Here is a 15,826-nt window from a genome sequence, read left to right on the forward strand (position 1 = left end):
CGGTCGATGCGTTTACGCCATCGGTCGCAAACCCTGCTTGTCCGCCATATCAAACCAGTGTTGTAACGGAACTCAGAGGTTTCAGGGGAATTGCGATGAAATACGTCAGCCATGCATTCGCTTCAGGTGCAGCTTTTGCGCTCGCGCTCTCGGCAGTTCCGTCCATCGCACAGGACCGGCAGGATGATGCTGCGGTTGCCGCCGAGGCTGGCGAACATGATAAACTGTTCGCGCTTTTCGCCGATGCGGACGAGCGCGAACTGAAGTTGAACCCTGTCGGCGCCCTGTTTCGTGGCGATATGCGGTATGCCGACCGGCTGGGCGATTACCTGACCGACGAATATCTCGCTGCGAGCAAGGCGGATAATGCGAAGAACATCGCCATGCTGGCAGAAATCGACCGCAGCAAGCTTTCGGCCACGGACCAGCTGGCTTATGACGTGTTCGCCTACAATCAGCAAAGAACGCTGGCAGGCTTCGCCCCGGAAATCCTGGCTGTCACACAGGTGCGCCCGATCAATCATTTTTCGGGTTTCCACACGTTCTATCCGAACTTTGCCAGTGGACAGAGCGCGGCTCCGTTCAAGACAGTTACGGATTACGAAAACAATCTCAAACGGCACAAGGACTATATCGCGATCACCGACCGGGCGATCGACAGGTTTCGCGAGGGAATGGAAACCGGCGTTTTAGAAACGAAACTGACCATCGGCAATGTCGTCAGCCAGCTTGACACGCAACTGGCCATGCCGGTGGAAGAATCGCCCTTTTTCATGCCGGTGAAGAATTTCCCCGAAGATTTTTCAGATGAAGACAAGGCCCGGCTGACCGAGGAATACAGAGCCGGGACCGCTGAAATCTATGCAGTTCACGCTCGCCTTCGCGATTTCCTGCGGGACGAATATATGCCTGTCGCGCGCGACACGGTGGGCCTGTCGCAGATGAAGGGTGGAGCTGAACTCTATAGACAGCTTATCGAAGATACGACCACGCTGCCCCTGGAGCCGGACTATCTGCACAATCTCGGTCTGACCGAAGTCGCGCGGATCAAGAACGGGATGGAAGAAATCAAGCGAGAGGTCGGTTTCGTAGGCACGCTCAACCAGTTTTTCGACTACGTTCGCACCGACGCGAAGTTCAAGCCGGAAAGCCGCGAGGCGCTGACGCAGACTTACTACGATATCGGCAAGCAGGTTGATGCGAAGATCGGCGACTATTTCTCGCTCGTTCCCAAGACACCGCTCGAGATCAAGCCATACGAAGAGTATCGTGAAAAGTTCGAAGCAGGCGGATCGTACAATTCCGGCGCCCCGGATGGATCGCGCCCGGGCACGTTCTATTTCAACGCCTATGATTTGCCGAGCCGCCTGACGACCGGCAATGTCACGCTGTATCTGCACGAAGGCGCGCCTGGCCACCATTTCCAGATCAGCCTTGCGCAGGAAAATACCGATCTGCCCGCCTTCATGCGGTTCGGCGGCAATACGGCCTATGTCGAAGGCTGGGCCCTCTATGCCGAAACACTGGGCTACCCGATGGGCTTTTTCGACGATCCGTGGAATCGCTATGGCACCCTGCAGGACGAGCAATTGCGCGCCATGCGGCTGGTCGTCGATACCGGCCTGCATGCGAAAGGCTGGACCCGGCAGCAGGCAATCGATTTCATGCTCGAGAACAGTGGCATGACCGAAACCGAGGTGGTGGCGGAAGTGGAGCGCTATATCGCGATCCCCAGCCAGGCGCTCGCCTACAAGGTCGGAGCGCTGAAAATTCAGGAACTGCGCAAGCGCGCGGAGGAACAGTTGGGTGACAAATTCGACATCCGCGATTTCCACGCCGAAGTGCTAGGCACCGGCAGCCTCCCCATGCCGGTACTTGAAGCGAAGATCGCCCGCTGGATCGCAGCCAAAGCCGGATAGGCAAAAGTGGATTGGCTGCGCAAAGCCGAATGGCTCACGAGGGACCGGGTGCGCGGCTATGCATGGCTGGTTGCGCTGGCGGGCCTTGTACTGGTGGGTCACGCCTACCTTCAGGCAATGGGCCCTGTCGGTACGGATTTTCTGGCATTCTGGGGTGCAGGCCATGTGACGGCAGCAGGCGATCCGGCGGCGGCATACGATCTCGCGGTTCAAGAGCAAGTGCAGACTGGCACCGGCAGCGATGGGTGGTTCGCGTTCGTTAATCCACCCCCGTTTCTTTTCGCGGCGGTGCCATTCGGGGCACTGCCGTTTCCGATCGCATGGATCGCCTGGGTCGCCGCGACATGGGGACTATGGGCATGGGCGAGCCTGCGGGCATTTCCTCGCCTGTGGCCGCTGGTAATCGCGTATCCCGGTGCAGTGATCGCGGCAACGCATGCGCAAACGGGACTGCTCACTGGCGCCCTGTTGGTTTTTGGCGCCCATGAACTGGGCAAGCGTTCGGCATTGTCCGGAGCAGCGATCGGAGCGCTGGTAATCAAGCCGCATTTAGCGGTGCTTGCCCCGATCTGGTTTGCTGCCGGTGGGCGGTGGCGCGCCTTCCTGTCGGCAGGGGGGGTGACATTGGCTCTGCTCGCCTCTTCCGTGCTGGTTTTCGGAAAGGGCATCCTTAGCGATTACGCCACGAGCTGGCGCGCGAGCGGGGCGCTGATGGAAGTTGTCGAGGCCGATTTCCTCCTGCGGATGGCGACGTTCTTCTCACAGGTACGGCTTTGGGCGGGGGATTTGCCCGCGAGCATTGCCGGGCTTGCATCTGGCGGCCTGGCTGTCGCCTCGGCGATATTCGCATGGCGGCGGTTCGATGGCGATGCCAGGGCAACGGGCGCGGTCGTGCTGGCGGCGACCGCTCTCGCGTCGCCTTATCTCTTCAACTACGATTTGCCATTTCTGGTCTTTCCCACGCTGTGGCTGGTCACTCAAGGTCTGGAACGAGGGTTTCGGCCATTCGAAAAGCTTGCATTGGTCATCCTTTACTTCGCGCCCTTCGCCACACGGGCTCTGGCATTCCCGCTGGGTGTAAACCTGATGCCGCTCGCAGCGCTGGCGTTGCTGGCGCTGGTCTGGAGCCGCGGAGGCCGCCCACCGGGAACAAGCGTGCAACCCTAGGGTTTTTACTCATCAGGACGGTGGGAGAGATTTCATGGAGGTTTGCCATGTCAAGTTTGTCCTTCCACAGCAGTAGCCCGGATCGCTGGGCCAAGCCGAAACCCTATAGCGACAGCTCGCTGCGTTATCAGATGCACGGCAAGATCCTGCCCATGGAGGAGCCAGGTTTCCTGGCTCGCCTGTTCGGGCTGCGCTGAGGGTTCAGTCGTACCAAGGACGAGGGGCCGGAGGTCTGTTGACCCCCGGCCCCTTTTTCGTGCCAGTCTAACGACCGTCAGTATTCTTCCGGTTCTTCCGGCGTGTCTTCCGTATGGGTAGGCCCTGCGTCACGCTCGCCCTTGGCAAGCTTGAACACGACGCCGCTCAGCAATGCGAGAGCCAGCAGGTTGGGCAGGGCCATTGCCGCATTGGAGATATCGCCCAAACGCCAGACCAGCTGCGAAGGTTGGGTCGCCCCGACGAAAATGCCGATGCACCAGATTACCCGCCAGATGATGTGCAGGATCTTCTCGCCGCCGCGGGTGGAGCCCGGAATACGGTCGTAAAGGAAGGTAATCGCCCGCTCGCCGTAATAACTCCACGTCAGCAACGTGGTGAAGACGAACAGGATCAGCGCCACCGATGCCACCAGCGTGCCGAGCGGTATGCCCGCGATGAGCGTTGGAAACGCCGCGGCGAATGCCCCTGAGGTGGTAACGAAGCCGGACATCTGCGTCGTGCCGAGATCCGATTGCCAGACATGCTGCACTGCCTGCCCCTGATAAGTGAAATCGCCTTCCACCGTCAGGATCACGAGGGCGGTCATGGTGCAGATGACGATCGTGTCGATGAACGTGCCCAGCATCGCCATGCGGCCTTGCTGCTCGGGATCGTTCGTCTGTGCGACTGCGTGCGCAATGGCCGTCGAACCCTGACCAGCTTCGTTGGAGAATAGGCCGCGAGCAACGCCAGCACGGATTGCGATAATGATCATCGCCCCGGCGAAACCGCCGCTTGCGCTCTGCATGTTGAATGCACCGCCGAAGATGCGCCCGAAGGTTTCGGGCAGGTCCTGGAAGTTCAGGATCAGCGCGATCAACGCCATCGCGATGTAGGTTGCGGCCATGAAGGGCACGACCTTTTCGGCAACGTTGCCGATCGATTTGATGCCGCCGATAATGACGATGAAGACCAGAATGGCGACGATCAGGCCGCCCATCCAGCGTTCGATCCCGAACAGTTCGTTGAGGCCACTGGCGACTTCGTTCGACTGGATCGAATTGCCGGTCACCAATGCGGAAAACAGGGTGCCGAGGCAGAACAGCACGGCGAGCCATGTCCATTTCTTGCCAAGACCCATCATGATATAGGTCATCGGGCCGCCGCGCAGCACGCCGTCACTCGTCTTTTCGCGGTAGCGGATGGCAAGGCTGCCTTCCGCAAACCCGAGCGCCATGCCGAACAGGGCGGTAATCCACATCCAGAAGATCGCACCGGGTCCCCCGAGTGCGATGGCCGTCGCCACACCGGCAAGGTTACCGGTTCCGACCTGGCCCGAAAGCGCCGTCGACAGGGCCGCGAATGGCGAAATTTCGCCCGCACCCGCGCTTTTCCTGCCTTTGAAAAGGCCGGCAAATGCGTTGCCGAGATTGCGAATGGGGTAGAATTTCAGTCCGACCATGATCCACAGGCCGATGCCGAGCAGTACGATCGTCATGGGTGGGAAGGGCAGTACCTCCGCGCCGTTCCATGTGCCCACCCAGATAAAATCGGAAATGTTGGTGACCGGCTCGATCAGCCGCTCGCCCAGACTTGCCGTCTGGCCTGTTGCCATGTCGTAAATTCCCCTCATGCGTCCCGTTAACTGGAAAGCGGGCAGGCTAGTCGCGCTTGCCACGCTTGCAAAGGGGGGCTTTGAACTTCAGTCCCCGGCTTGCCTTTTTGCGCGCGGCAAACTAGACGCTGCACCGTCTTCCGACATTGGGATCGATAAAAGCCCCTCCCGGACTTGAACCGGGGCGGCGAGAGAACCTACCTGAAAGGGATGTGGCGGAAGGCGGCACGATTTTTACGCGAGAGACGTGAGCGATGGCAGACGAAAAGAAAACCAGCCCGGCGGAATTCCTCCGGCAGGTCCAGGCCGAAGGGCGCAAGGTCGTATGGCCGACGCGCGAGGAAACGGTACGCACGGCGATTTTCGTTTTCATCATGATGGTCATTCTCTCGGTCTTCTTCCTCGGCGTCGATTCGCTGTTCAGCGCTGTGGTGCGCTGGCTGCTGACAGTCGCCTGAGCAGTAATTCGACAGGGTAGTTAGGAACACATGGCACGCTGGTACATCATCCACGCTTATTCCGGATTCGAGAACAAGGTCCGCGATTCGATCATCGCCGAGGCCGAGCGTCTGGGCCTGTCGGAAGGCGTCGAAGAAGTTGAGGTTCCCACCGAGACCGTCACCGAAGTGAAGCGCGGCAAGAAGGTCCAGATTGAGCGCAAGTTCATGCCCGGCTACGTGCTGGCCAAGCTGAACATGACCGACGATATCTACCACCTCGTCAAGAATACGCCCAAGGTCACCGGTTTCCTCGGCAACAACAACAAGCCGCAGGCGATCTCCGAGAAGGAAGCCGCGCGCTATTTCGGCGGTGTGGAAGAAGCGAAGTCGGCACCCAAGAAGGACATCAGCGTCGATTACGAGATCGGCGATCAGGTCAAGGTTCTCGACGGACCTTTCGCCAGCTTCAACGGCCTTGTCGAGGAACTCGATTTCGACAAGCAGAAGGTCAAGGTTTCGGTTTCGATCTTCGGTCGCGCCACGCCGGTCGAACTCGACTTCGAACAGGTCGAACTGGTCAAGTAAGACGGCTGACAAACGCGTTTGAAAGGCCCCGTCCGGATCTGCCGGGCGAGGCCTTTCCGTTTGCGCTGTCAGGTTCCGTGGTTGCCGCCGGAATTAACGTTTTGCCTTGGCGAACAGATCGATCAGTTCGCCGAATTTCTGTCGTTGCTCGTCCGCATCGCCAGATGCGATAGCTTCGGCCACACAGTGCGAGGCGTGATTCTTCAAAATTTCGTCCTCTGCGCGGGCCAGAGCGGACTTCACCGCTTGCAACTGATGCAGGATGTCGATGCAATAACGATCGTCTTCCACCATCTGCGAAATCCCGCGCACTTGACCCTCTACCCTGCGAAGCCGGTCGACGATCCGGTGCTGTGCTGACTTTTCCGGCATGGGAATTCCTGCTTGTGTGATACCCCCTGGGGGTATAGCTGCGCTGCAAGACGAGAGTTTGCAACGGTAATGAGCGCATTATTTACTACCCGCCGGGCGATGCTCAAGGGCGCAGTTGGTCTTGGCGGTCTTGCAGCAATTCCTGCGTGGGCCCGGGCGATGCCGTATGGACCAATCCGGCAAGGCTTCGACGAAGTATCCGGCAGAGTGATCGACCTTGCGGTTGGGCAGGGGGCAATCGAGGTTGCCGGGCGAAGTGGGCACGCTTTTGCTGTGAACGGCAGCGTGCCTGGCCCGCTGGTGCGGCTGAAGGAAGGCGAAGCCGTCGCCCTGCGCGTAGCCAATCATCTTGCGCAGGACACGTCCATACATTGGCATGGCCTGCTCCTTCCGTTTCAGTTCGACGGTGTGCCCGGGGTAAGCTTTCCGGGCATCAAGCCCGGCGAAACCTTTGTCTACGAACTGCCGGCGCTGCGCCAGTCGGGCACCTACTGGTGGCATAGCCATTCGGATCTCCAGGAACAGGCGGGCCATTACGGCCCGATCATTATCGATCCTGCGGGTCCCGATCCGGTGCAGGCCGATCGCGACTATGTGCTGCTGTTGAGCGAGTTCAGCCCGCTTCACCCGCATACGATCATGGCAAAGCTCAAGAAGGGCGAGGAGTATTTCAACCGTCAGAAGACCAGCTGGACGGACGATTATCGCCTGAGCGGAAGCGATCGCAGGATGTGGGCGGGTATGCGAATGATGCCGACCGACATCGCCGATGTGACCGGATCGACCTACACTTATCTCATCAACGGCCACGCGCCCGAAGACAGCCTCGAATATCTTTTCAGTCCGGGCGAACGCGTTCGCCTGCGCATTATCAATGGCAGCGCGATGAGTTTCTTCAACATCCGCATTCCCGGGGTGCGGATGAGCGTGGTTCAGGCGGACGGGAAGAACGTGCATCCGATAGAGGTGGACGAGTTTCAGATCGGAACGGCAGAGACTTATGACATCGTCGTCGAGCCGACGGCCGAAGCGCATACTATCGTTGCCGAGGCAATGGATCGGTCAGGCATGGCTGTTGCCACGCTTACTTCGCGGGCCGGTGCGCGGGCACCGGTGCCATCGCTGCGCGATCCGGTTCTGTTGACCATGACGGACATGGGTCACGGCGGGATGGACCATTCGGGTGGCGATCATTCGAACATGGGCCATACCACATCGACCGGGCGAATGGACCATGGCTCGATGAAAATGCGCGATACATCCAGCCTGCCGCCGAACGTGGCTGTCGGCCTTGGGGTCGACATGGTCAGCGCAAATCCTGCCGATCGGATGGGCGACCCGGGTCTCGGGCTCGACAAGGTGGGACACAAGGTGCTGACGTACCGCGATCTCACCGCGCTGGAACCCAACGACGATCTGCGCAAGCCCAGTCGCCACATGCAAATCCATCTCACCGGAAACATGGAACGGTATATGTGGTCGTTCGATGGACGGAAGTTCAGCGCTGTCGCCGACCAGCCCATTCGTTTTGCTTATAATGAGCGGGTCCGTGTGAAGCTGGTGAATGACACGATGATGGCCCACCCCATCCATCTGCATGGCCATTTTTTCGAACTGGTCAACGGCGCTGATCGCATGCACCAGCCGCAAAAGCACACGGTGATCGTGCAACCCGGCGGCAGCGCGACATTCGATCTCACTGCTGACGAGCCGGGGGACTGGGCGTTTCACTGCCATTTGCTCTATCACATGCATGCCGGCATGTTTCAGGTAGTTACGGTTGCTTCACCGGATGGCCAGGCATGAGATACGCGCTTATCCTTGCGCTCGCCTGCGCCAATGTCGGCACTGCAGCTTTCGCCCAGCACGAAGGGCATTCCGACCATTCCGAACCTAAACATGCTCAGCCGGTAGATCGTGAGCAAGTGGACCATTCCGAAATGGACCATGGCCACCAGCATTCGCCAAACGCGGCCGAGCCGAAAATGCTGGCGCGGCCCCCTGATTCGGCTGGCAATGGGCCTCCGCGAGCCGCAGATGCGATCTGGGGAGCGGACGCAATGCAAGATAGCCGCGCAGCGCTCGCCCGTGAGCATGGTGGCATGCAGCTACTGTGGGTACAGGGCGACCGGCTGGAATTGCGGACACGCGAGAGGCGCGACGGATTTCTCTGGGACCTGCAGGGCTGGTATGGCGGCGACATCGACAAAATATGGGTCAAAAGCGAAGGGGAGGGTGAATGGGGCCGCCCGCTGGAACGGGCCGAAGTGCAGGCACTCTGGTCGCACGCCATTGGCCCCTGGTTCGATTTTCAGGCGGGCGTCCGGCAGGATCTGAATAGTCCAGCGCGAACTCACGCAGTGATCGGCGTGCAAGGGCTGGCACCATATCTCTTTGAATTGGACGCCGCAGCCTTCGTTTCGAACAAAGGGGACGTAACGGCGAGAATCGAGGCGGAACTCGACCAGCGTATTACACAGCGACTGATTCTGCAGCCTCGCACAGAATTGGCGCTGTCGGCGCAGGACATTCCCGAACTGGGTGTGGGAGCCGGCATCGATCATATCGAAACGGGTCTTCGTCTGCGCTATGAATTCGTCCCGGAATTCGCGCCTTATGTCGGTGTCGAACAGGAATGGAAGGTGGGCAGGGGCGCCGATTTCTCGCGTGCGGCTGGCCGGGATGTATCGGTCACCAGTGTTGTGTTCGGACTTCGCTTCTGGTTCTGACTAGCGGGCGCAGGCGCTTTCCTCGGTCGTGCTGATCCGTGTTGCCCGCGCAGATCGAAGAATGGTGCTGGTCTGTCGGCATTTACGCAATTGAAAGCGGACCTTCCTGTCCTTGAAGTCGAGCGACACGCGGCGGAAGCTCTCCATCAGATCCATACCGAGCAGCAGTGCGGGCTTCTTTTCAAGACCGAAGACGGCGAACGGCGGGATGTCGGCGAACGCGATCGGCACATTCTGCAGAGTGATGGGACCGAGCTTCAAAGTCGGAATGACTGCGAATTCGATTTCGATTTCTTGGCCTGTTACACCGAACACCTTGATGGTGGCGAACGCCTTTTTGCGCTTGCGCAATAGCTTGTCCCGCAAGGCAAGATTACCGATCGTGACCTCTGAACCCGTGTCGACGACCGCTTCGACTTTCTGACGACCGGCCGTGACCTGCGTAAGAATGAGCTGGCCGCGCCGAAGCCGGCCTGTCACGACGATTACTCCGTTCCTGATCTCACCCAAATCGACCTTGTCATCCACCGTGATGGTTCGCTCTTCCAGGTCGATCATCAGCCGCTGGTTAACTAGGGCGTCCAGGCCGACCATGCCATCGCCGCCCATTGCCCGTTCGTCGAGTATCGGCACTTCCAGGCCGGTGGTAACCGTAGGCCCCAACTGCAGTTCGTCTATGACCACCCGATCGACGAAGCTGCTACCCGTTACACTGTGCAACAAGGCGCGATCGGTTGCCGGAAGAGCGAGCTTGCCCGCCAGGGCCGATCCTATCGCAGAACTGTCGGCACCGCTGTCGACGACGAACTCGTAGGGGCCTTCGCCGTTGATCTTTACTTCGACAGTCATTCGGTTGCGTAGCTTGCTTGCCGCAATTTCTTCGCCGCCGATCTCGAGCGCTTCGTCGATGACGGCCGTGGGAGGTTTTGGGAGACTGCCGGTAGGCGCTGCCGAATTCTGCGCAAACCCAGGCGAAGCTGCGCACACAAGGGCAGCCATTATCGCTGAGTTTGCAGATCGTTTCATCCCAGTTCACACTATACCGGCGAAATGTGGCACGCGATGGGCTTTCGACAAAGGCCGGACGCGAAACGACTGCTTGCATTGAGACGCGAAAACGCTATGTGCGCGCCTTCCCAAGTCATCTTCGGGAATCGTGCGGGAGGCTTGCAACAGCAGGCCGCTGACCGCTTACCATGAGCCTTGGTTCGAAAGTGCCGGGGCGACAGTGAGAAAGGAGGCCAGTTATGGCCAAGAAGATCGACGGCTATATCAAGCTGCAGGTGCCTGCGGGCACCGCCAATCCCTCGCCGCCCATCGGCCCTGCGCTGGGTCAGCGCGGCGTGAACATCATGGAATTCTGCAAGGCGTTCAACGCGGCGACCGACAGTCTTGAAAAGGGCATGCCGATCCCGACGACGATCACCGTCTATGCGGACCGTTCGTTCACCTTCGTCACCAAGAGCCCGCCGGCCAGCTTCCTCATCAAGAAGGCCGCCAAGCTCAAGTCGGGTTCGAAAGAGCCGGGCAAGGTTTCGGCCGGATCGATCAAGCGGTCGGCGCTGAGCGAAATCGCCGAACAGAAAATGGCCGACCTGAACGCGAACGACATCGAACAGGCTACCAAGATCATCGAAGGCAGTGCGCGTTCGATGGGCCTCGACGTGGTGGAGGGCTAAGATCATGGCAAAGCAGACCAAGAAGCAGCAGATCGTCGCCAAGCTCGACGCTGAAAAGCTCTATAGCGTTGACGAAGCTCTCGCCACGCTGCGTGAACACAAGGCAAAGTTCGACGAGACCGTCGAAGTCGCGATGAACCTTGGTGTCGATCCGCGCCACGCCGACCAGATGGTCCGCGGCATGGTTTCGCTTCCGAGCGGTACCGGCAAGGACGTCAAGGTTGCCGTGTTCGCCAAGGGCGACAATGCCGAGAAGGCCCTTGCCGCAGGTGCGGACAAGGTCGGTGCCGAAGATCTCATGGAAGACATGCAGAACGGCAATCTCGACTACGATCGCGTGATCGCAACGCCCGACATGATGGGCGTCGTCGGCCGCCTCGGTAAGGTGCTGGGTCCCAAGGGCCTGATGCCGAACCCGAAGCTGGGTACTGTTACGCCGAACGTGGAGCAGGCCGTTAAGGACGCCAAGGGCGGCCAGGTCGAATTCCGCGTCGAGAAGCAGGGCATCATCCACTCCGGCATCGGCAAGCTGTCGTTCAAGGACGAAGACCTGAAGACGAACTTCAAGGCTCTGACCGATGCGATCGTGAAGGCGAAGCCTTCCGGCGCCAAGGGTAAGTATGTCCGCAAGGTAACGCTGACCTCGTCGATGGGGCCTGGCCTCAAGGTCGACCTCGAAGAAATCGAAGGCGCGTAATTCCCGCGTTGACGGATCGCCGATCAAGGTCGGCGGAGACAGATCAGAAAGGGCCGGCGGGTGCGAACCTTCCGGCCCTTTTCTTATGTGCGTAGAGCGCGGCGCAGGAGGTGCTCGGCCCCGGTTCGCGCTGCCAGTGATCGCGCATTTTCCACCGCCGCGTCGAAGGCCTTGAGGCTCGACAGCAGTGCACGGTTGGCCAAGGTAGGGCGCAACAGAAGAAAGCTTGCGCAGGGTGCGCTGTGAGTGCCGAACAGGCGCTTGTGTGCCCCCTCTCCTTCAGTGAAGTCGAAATAGCGGTAGCGTTGTTCGGCAAACAGCCTTTCGAGTGCTGCCATTTGCAACACGGTTCCGGGCGAAAGGTTGGCGTGGGCCGGATCGTAGCCGAGATAGGCATAGACCAGAGTTTCGCCGATCACCGGTAGATAGAGATAGGCAACTGGCTCGCCATTCAGGAAGAGCAGAAAGGCGCGGACGCGATCTTGCCAGGCGAGCTCGCGCATTTCGGCGCGGGCTATTTCGCTTTCGGGCAACCCTGCGTCGAGCAGGCGTGCCTGATAGGTGATCCGCGATAGCGGAACGGCATGGTGGACGAACTCGTCCATTTCCTCAGGTCGGGAATATAGCCGCAGGTCGAGCGATCCGCCGCTTTCGCTTTCCATCTTGCGTCGTTTGCGCCGCAAGGTCGAGCGGGTCTTGCCGGAAAAGCGCGCCAGGTAATCATCGTAACTACCGGTCATGTCGATGTAATTGCGCTCGTAATCTTCCCGCCCGCCCATGAGAAATCCCGGCATGGCGTCGCGCAGTTTTGCTTCTGCTGCCGGCGGCGCGGAGAGAATCCGGAACCCATCAGCATGAGTAATGGATGGGATCGTAGGAAACCTGCCTGCAAGCACATCCGTAAGCGAAAAGGCAACTGGGATGACATTGCGTCCGACTGTAATCAGGCGACGCGAACCGATGGTATAGGAAATCCGGTGCGGTGCAGCCTGCGGCTGCGAACCAGTCACGAGGCCCCGTAGATAGCGTTCGATACAAGTTGTTCGGCAACGCGCGCGGCACTGCGAAGTTCGCTTTGCGGCAAACAGGCCGCGCCTGTCGTTTCGCCGATACGGGGCGGCTTGCTGGCGAAGGTTGCCCCTTTTGCGCCGGGCGTTTCGGCGATGGTTCGACAGAACCTCTCGAACCGTGCGCGAATGATGGCGTTGGCGCGCTTGCGTTTGCGGCACATCAGTTCGAAGCTGTGGCACACGATGTTGAAGAGGAGATAGTCCTTGCGCAGGCAGTGGTTGAGCGCGGCTGCCATCTCCCAATGCGAAAGGGCGGTAATCTGCGCATGACGCCTGCCGCGGAAGCTTCGAATGGCTCCGACGGGCACCTCGATGGTGCCTTGATGCTCGACCACGCGCTGGTCGGTTTCCTTTAGCGAGATGCGGCATTCGGACCGGCTGATCCCCGGGACATGACTGCTGTCATAGCGGATGCCCACGCGTGCCAGCGCGCGAAGGGTGGCATCGTTGGCGCCGTAATTGCCTGCGCGAAATGCGGTGGGGGCGGGCGCCCCGGCACGCATGAGGTGGTCGCGCGCGATCTCGAGCAGTTCGACCTGCTCTTCTTCCGTAAACTGATGCATGTTGCGGCCCGTCCGGCCGGGCAGGGGATTGGCTTCTCCTGCGATTTTCAGCCATTCGGGATGCAGGTGGAGTTGGATTTCATGACCGCGCTTCAGGATCGGCTCGACCACGGCTGCGATGGCTGACGTGCCCCAGACAAGTGCCGGCATTGGATCGACGAAGAAGATTCCCTTCATCCCGTACTCTTCCATCACGTCCATCTGGTAACCGATGCCCACGTCGCCGAAGTCCGTCACGCAGGTAATCGAGCGTTCGAAGACTTCCTGGCGCGCGTGCAGGCCCAGGCGCGTGGCAAGTCGCGCGGAGTATTCGGTATCGATCGTCATGTAGACTGCAGTCATTCTCGATACCTACAACAGGGGAGTTAACAGTTACTCCAGATCCGGATGTTCTTAAATTCCGCCTGGGGTAAAATCAAACCCCGCCATCGCGAGGCCATCGCAGAGGCTGTCGACGCAGCTTTTCAGTTCTTGTGCGCTGGTCGAACGAACCACGAAATTGGCACCCACACGCCCATCGCGGAAGAAGGGGTAGCTGCCGATCTGGCAATGTTCGTGCGCCTTCTCGACCTGCCGGAGGATGTCTGCGACTTCGCTTTCGGGTGTCCAGCACCCCACCGTTTCCGACAGGAGCGGGGCGCCGCCTTCCAGCGTTCCGGTAAGTGCATCGAGCATGCCTGCGGTGATGTGCGGGACGCCGGCCATCAGGTGGACATTGCCGATCTTGATGCCGGGCGCCCCCGACATCCGGTTCGGTATCAGGTCCGCTCCTTCGGGCACGCGCGCCATGCGCAGGCGCGCATCCGTCAAGCCGCCGGGCTTGTCGGCATAGTACTTTTCCAAAATCGCACGCGCCTGCGGATGAACGACCACATTCACACCCAGTGCCTGGGCCACGGCATCGACGGTAATATCGTCATGGGTGGGGCCGATGCCGCCCGTGGTGAACAGGTAATCGTTGCCTTCGCGCAGCGCGTTCACCGCTTCGACGATCCGTTCCATCACATCCGGCACGACGCGCACTTCGGCGAGCCTGATGCCCTGGATCTGAAGCCAGCTTGCGATCTGGGCGATATTCTTGTCGTGCGTTCGGCCCGACAGGATTTCATCACCAATGATGACAAGTCCTGCGGTAAAGATGCGTTCGGTCATGGGAAGGGCGTAACGCGGTCGGCGGGCGAATGCTACTCTGCAGCTTCCAGTTGCTGATCGGCAAATTTCGCATTCGCCCCGTGACGACGGAATTCGAGCAACCCGTCATCGACCGCGTCCTGCTTCATACGCTTGCGGTCCAGCACATATTCCTGATTGAGGCGCCAGGGATAGGCCACGGCGTTCCGCGGCATGATATGCTTGCTGCGCTGGATATAGCCCGATGAGAAATCGAAAATATCGTCTTCCTCGATCGCGGCTTCCGCTTGCGGCGTGAGTATCGGTTCGGCCACGTCGACACCCTGTTTGCGTGTTTCGTTCAGAACACGGCAGATGAAATCCGAATTGATGTCAGCGCGCAGCGTCCAGCTGGCGTTGAGATAGCCGAAGACCACTGCAAGATTCGGCACATTCGAGAACATGCAGCCCTTGTAGTAGAAGTGCTGGGCGAGATCGATCGGCTGACCTTCTTTCGAAAGCGCGATCTTGCCCGCGACAGCCAGCTTCAACCCTGTCGCCGTAACGACGATGTCGGCGGGTAGGAAGCGGTCGTCCTTCAGGCGGACGCCTCCCTTTTCGAAAGCCTTGATGTGACCCGTCACAACTTCGGCTTTCCCGTTCTTCATCGCCTGGAACAGATCGTCGTCCGGAACGAGGCAAAGCCGCTGGTCCCACGGATTGTAGGGCGGGGTGAACGGCGCCAGATCGTAATCCTCACCCATGGATTTGCGGATGCGCTTGTGCAGCCCTTCCTTAACCTTCTCCGGCTTGTTGCGCGCCATCTTGAAGGCGAAATCCTGCATCGTGATGTTCTTCCACCGGGTCAGCCGGTAAGCCAGTTTCTCGGGCAGGATCCTGCGCAGGAAATTCGCAAGGGCATCCTTCGCCGGACGGCTGAACATCCAGGTCGGGGTGCGCTGAAGCATGGTGACCTTCGCCGCCTTGTCCGCCATCGATGGAACGATGGTGACGGCAGTCGCGCCCGAGCCAACGACGACGACATCCTGATTCGAATAATCGAGATCATCCGGCCAGAACTGGGGGTGGAGAACCTGCCCTTCGAACTCGCCCAGATCGAACCCCGGATCGTAAGGTTCGTCGTAATCGTAATAGCCCGAGCCGAGATACAGCCAGTTGGCGGTCAGATGCTTGCGCTCGCCTTCACCGGTTTCCAGCGTGACATGCCAGCGTGCATCGCTTTCGCGCCAGTCGGCGGCAAGGACCTTGTGTTCCAACCGGATATGGTCACGGATTTTACGCTCATCAACGATCCGTTCGAGATATTCGAGAATCGAGGGACCGTCCGCGATCGATTTTTCATGGCGCCACGGTTCGAAATCGAAGCCAAGCGTGTGCATGTCGCTGTCGGAGCGGATGCCGGGATACCGAAAGAGGTCCCAGGTCCCGCCGAGACTTTCGCGGCGTTCCACGATGACGAAACTGTGGTCAGGCGCCTTCTCTTTCATATGCGCAGCCATACCGATGCCGGAAATGCCCGCACCGACGATCAAAACATCGAAATCGGTCGCCGTGTTCTTCATGTCACTCTCCCAAGTGTGGAAGAGCCTAACCCAGACTTCGCTTCAGCGCCAGCCTCGGTTGCAGTGAGAAACCTAAATGCTTCCCGGTCGCCCACGCGG

The 15,826-nt window shown here is 59.6% G+C and carries 16 protein-coding genes; 9 read left to right on the top strand and 7 right to left on the bottom strand.

The genetic code is table 11. The features are described 5' to 3' along the window. The first annotated feature begins 95 nt into the window (after positions 1–95). From KYK83_RS11305 to KYK83_RS11315, 3 genes are read left to right on the top strand one after another with little or no spacing between them, the layout of a single operon-like run. A complete protein-coding gene (locus KYK83_RS11305; protein WP_222828315.1) occupies positions 96–1,919 on the top strand; it encodes a DUF885 domain-containing protein in 1,824 nt (607 codons plus the stop codon). A gap of 6 nt (positions 1,920–1,925) precedes the next feature. Then, the gene (locus KYK83_RS11310) at positions 1,926–3,086 is read left to right on the top strand and encodes a glycosyltransferase family 87 protein (RefSeq protein ID WP_222828316.1); all 1,161 of its coding nucleotides are present in this window, start codon (positions 1,926–1,928) and stop codon (positions 3,084–3,086) included. 47 nt (positions 3,087–3,133) lie between these two features. After that, positions 3,134–3,283: a hypothetical protein gene (locus tag KYK83_RS11315; protein WP_173829935.1), complete on the top strand. Its 150-nt coding sequence runs from the start codon at positions 3,134–3,136 to the stop codon at positions 3,281–3,283. Between the two features lie 77 nt (positions 3,284–3,360). Here KYK83_RS11315 and KYK83_RS11320 read toward each other — a convergent pair whose 3' ends face one another. After that, complete coding sequence (locus tag KYK83_RS11320) at positions 3,361–4,899, bottom strand: alanine/glycine:cation symporter family protein (RefSeq protein WP_103022410.1); 1,539 nt, start codon at positions 4,897–4,899, stop codon at positions 3,361–3,363. Positions 4,900–5,153: 254 nt separating this feature from the next. Between KYK83_RS11320 and secE the strand changes: the two genes are divergently transcribed. Together secE and nusG are read left to right on the top strand one after the other, a co-directional pair. Then, positions 5,154–5,357: a preprotein translocase subunit SecE gene (gene secE, locus KYK83_RS11325; RefSeq protein ID WP_103022411.1), complete on the top strand. Its 204-nt coding sequence runs from the start codon at positions 5,154–5,156 to the stop codon at positions 5,355–5,357. A gap of 30 nt (positions 5,358–5,387) precedes the next feature. Further along, the gene (gene nusG, locus KYK83_RS11330) at positions 5,388–5,924 is read left to right on the top strand and encodes a transcription termination/antitermination protein NusG (RefSeq protein WP_103022412.1); all 537 of its coding nucleotides are present in this window, start codon (positions 5,388–5,390) and stop codon (positions 5,922–5,924) included. Positions 5,925–6,017: 93 nt separating this feature from the next. On the opposite strand, the gene KYK83_RS11335 is transcribed toward nusG, so the two are convergent. Beyond that, the gene (locus KYK83_RS11335) at positions 6,018–6,296 is read right to left on the bottom strand and encodes a metal-sensitive transcriptional regulator (protein WP_103022413.1); all 279 of its coding nucleotides are present in this window, start codon (positions 6,294–6,296) and stop codon (positions 6,018–6,020) included. 69 nt (positions 6,297–6,365) lie between these two features. On the opposite strand from KYK83_RS11335, the gene KYK83_RS11340 reads away from it, so the two are divergent. After that, complete coding sequence (locus KYK83_RS11340) at positions 6,366–8,102, top strand: copper resistance system multicopper oxidase (RefSeq protein ID WP_222828317.1); 1,737 nt, start codon at positions 6,366–6,368, stop codon at positions 8,100–8,102. Beyond that, positions 8,099–9,025 carry a copper resistance protein B gene (locus KYK83_RS11345; RefSeq protein WP_222828318.1) on the top strand — a complete coding sequence of 309 codons (927 nt, stop codon included), beginning with the start codon at positions 8,099–8,101 and terminating at the stop codon, positions 9,023–9,025. Before KYK83_RS11340 ends, KYK83_RS11345 begins: the two co-directional genes overlap by 4 nt. Here the strand turns inward: KYK83_RS11345 and KYK83_RS11350 are convergent, their stop codons facing one another. Beyond that, a complete protein-coding gene (locus KYK83_RS11350) occupies positions 9,026–10,024 on the bottom strand; it encodes a retroviral-like aspartic protease family protein (RefSeq protein WP_222828319.1) in 999 nt (332 codons plus the stop codon). A gap of 248 nt (positions 10,025–10,272) precedes the next feature. On the opposite strand from KYK83_RS11350, the gene rplK reads away from it, so the two are divergent. Continuing rightward, a complete protein-coding gene (gene rplK, locus KYK83_RS11355; RefSeq protein WP_103022417.1) occupies positions 10,273–10,704 on the top strand; it encodes a 50S ribosomal protein L11 in 432 nt (143 codons plus the stop codon). A 4-nt stretch (positions 10,705–10,708) separates the two neighbouring features. After that, positions 10,709–11,401: a 50S ribosomal protein L1 gene (gene rplA, locus KYK83_RS11360; protein ID WP_103022418.1), complete on the top strand. Its 693-nt coding sequence runs from the start codon at positions 10,709–10,711 to the stop codon at positions 11,399–11,401. Positions 11,402–11,484: 83 nt separating this feature from the next. On the opposite strand, the gene KYK83_RS11365 is transcribed toward rplA, so the two are convergent. Genes KYK83_RS11365 through KYK83_RS11380 form a run of 4 tightly spaced genes read right to left on the bottom strand, consistent with a single transcriptional unit; the run spans position 11,485 to position 15,727 of the window. Then, a complete protein-coding gene (locus KYK83_RS11365; RefSeq protein WP_222828320.1) occupies positions 11,485–12,411 on the bottom strand; it encodes a GNAT family N-acetyltransferase in 927 nt (308 codons plus the stop codon). Further along, positions 12,408–13,376 (bottom strand): polysaccharide deacetylase family protein, encoded by a 969-nt coding sequence (locus tag KYK83_RS11370; protein ID WP_222828321.1) that lies wholly within the window; start codon positions 13,374–13,376, stop codon positions 12,408–12,410. Before KYK83_RS11370 ends, KYK83_RS11365 begins: the two co-directional genes overlap by 4 nt. 51 nt (positions 13,377–13,427) lie before the next feature. Beyond that, on the bottom strand, positions 13,428–14,186 hold the full coding sequence (locus KYK83_RS11375; RefSeq protein ID WP_222828322.1) for a competence/damage-inducible protein A: 759 nt from the start codon (positions 14,184–14,186) through the stop codon (positions 13,428–13,430). Between the two features lie 32 nt (positions 14,187–14,218). Next, positions 14,219–15,727 (bottom strand): flavin-containing monooxygenase, encoded by a 1,509-nt coding sequence (locus KYK83_RS11380; RefSeq protein WP_222828323.1) that lies wholly within the window; start codon positions 15,725–15,727, stop codon positions 14,219–14,221. Positions 15,728–15,826: the final 99 nt, after the last annotated feature.

Origin of the sequence: Qipengyuania pacifica, from assembly GCF_019857205.1 — a bacterium.
In the GTDB taxonomy this organism is placed as follows: Bacteria; Pseudomonadota; Alphaproteobacteria; order Sphingomonadales; family Sphingomonadaceae; genus Qipengyuania; species Qipengyuania pacifica.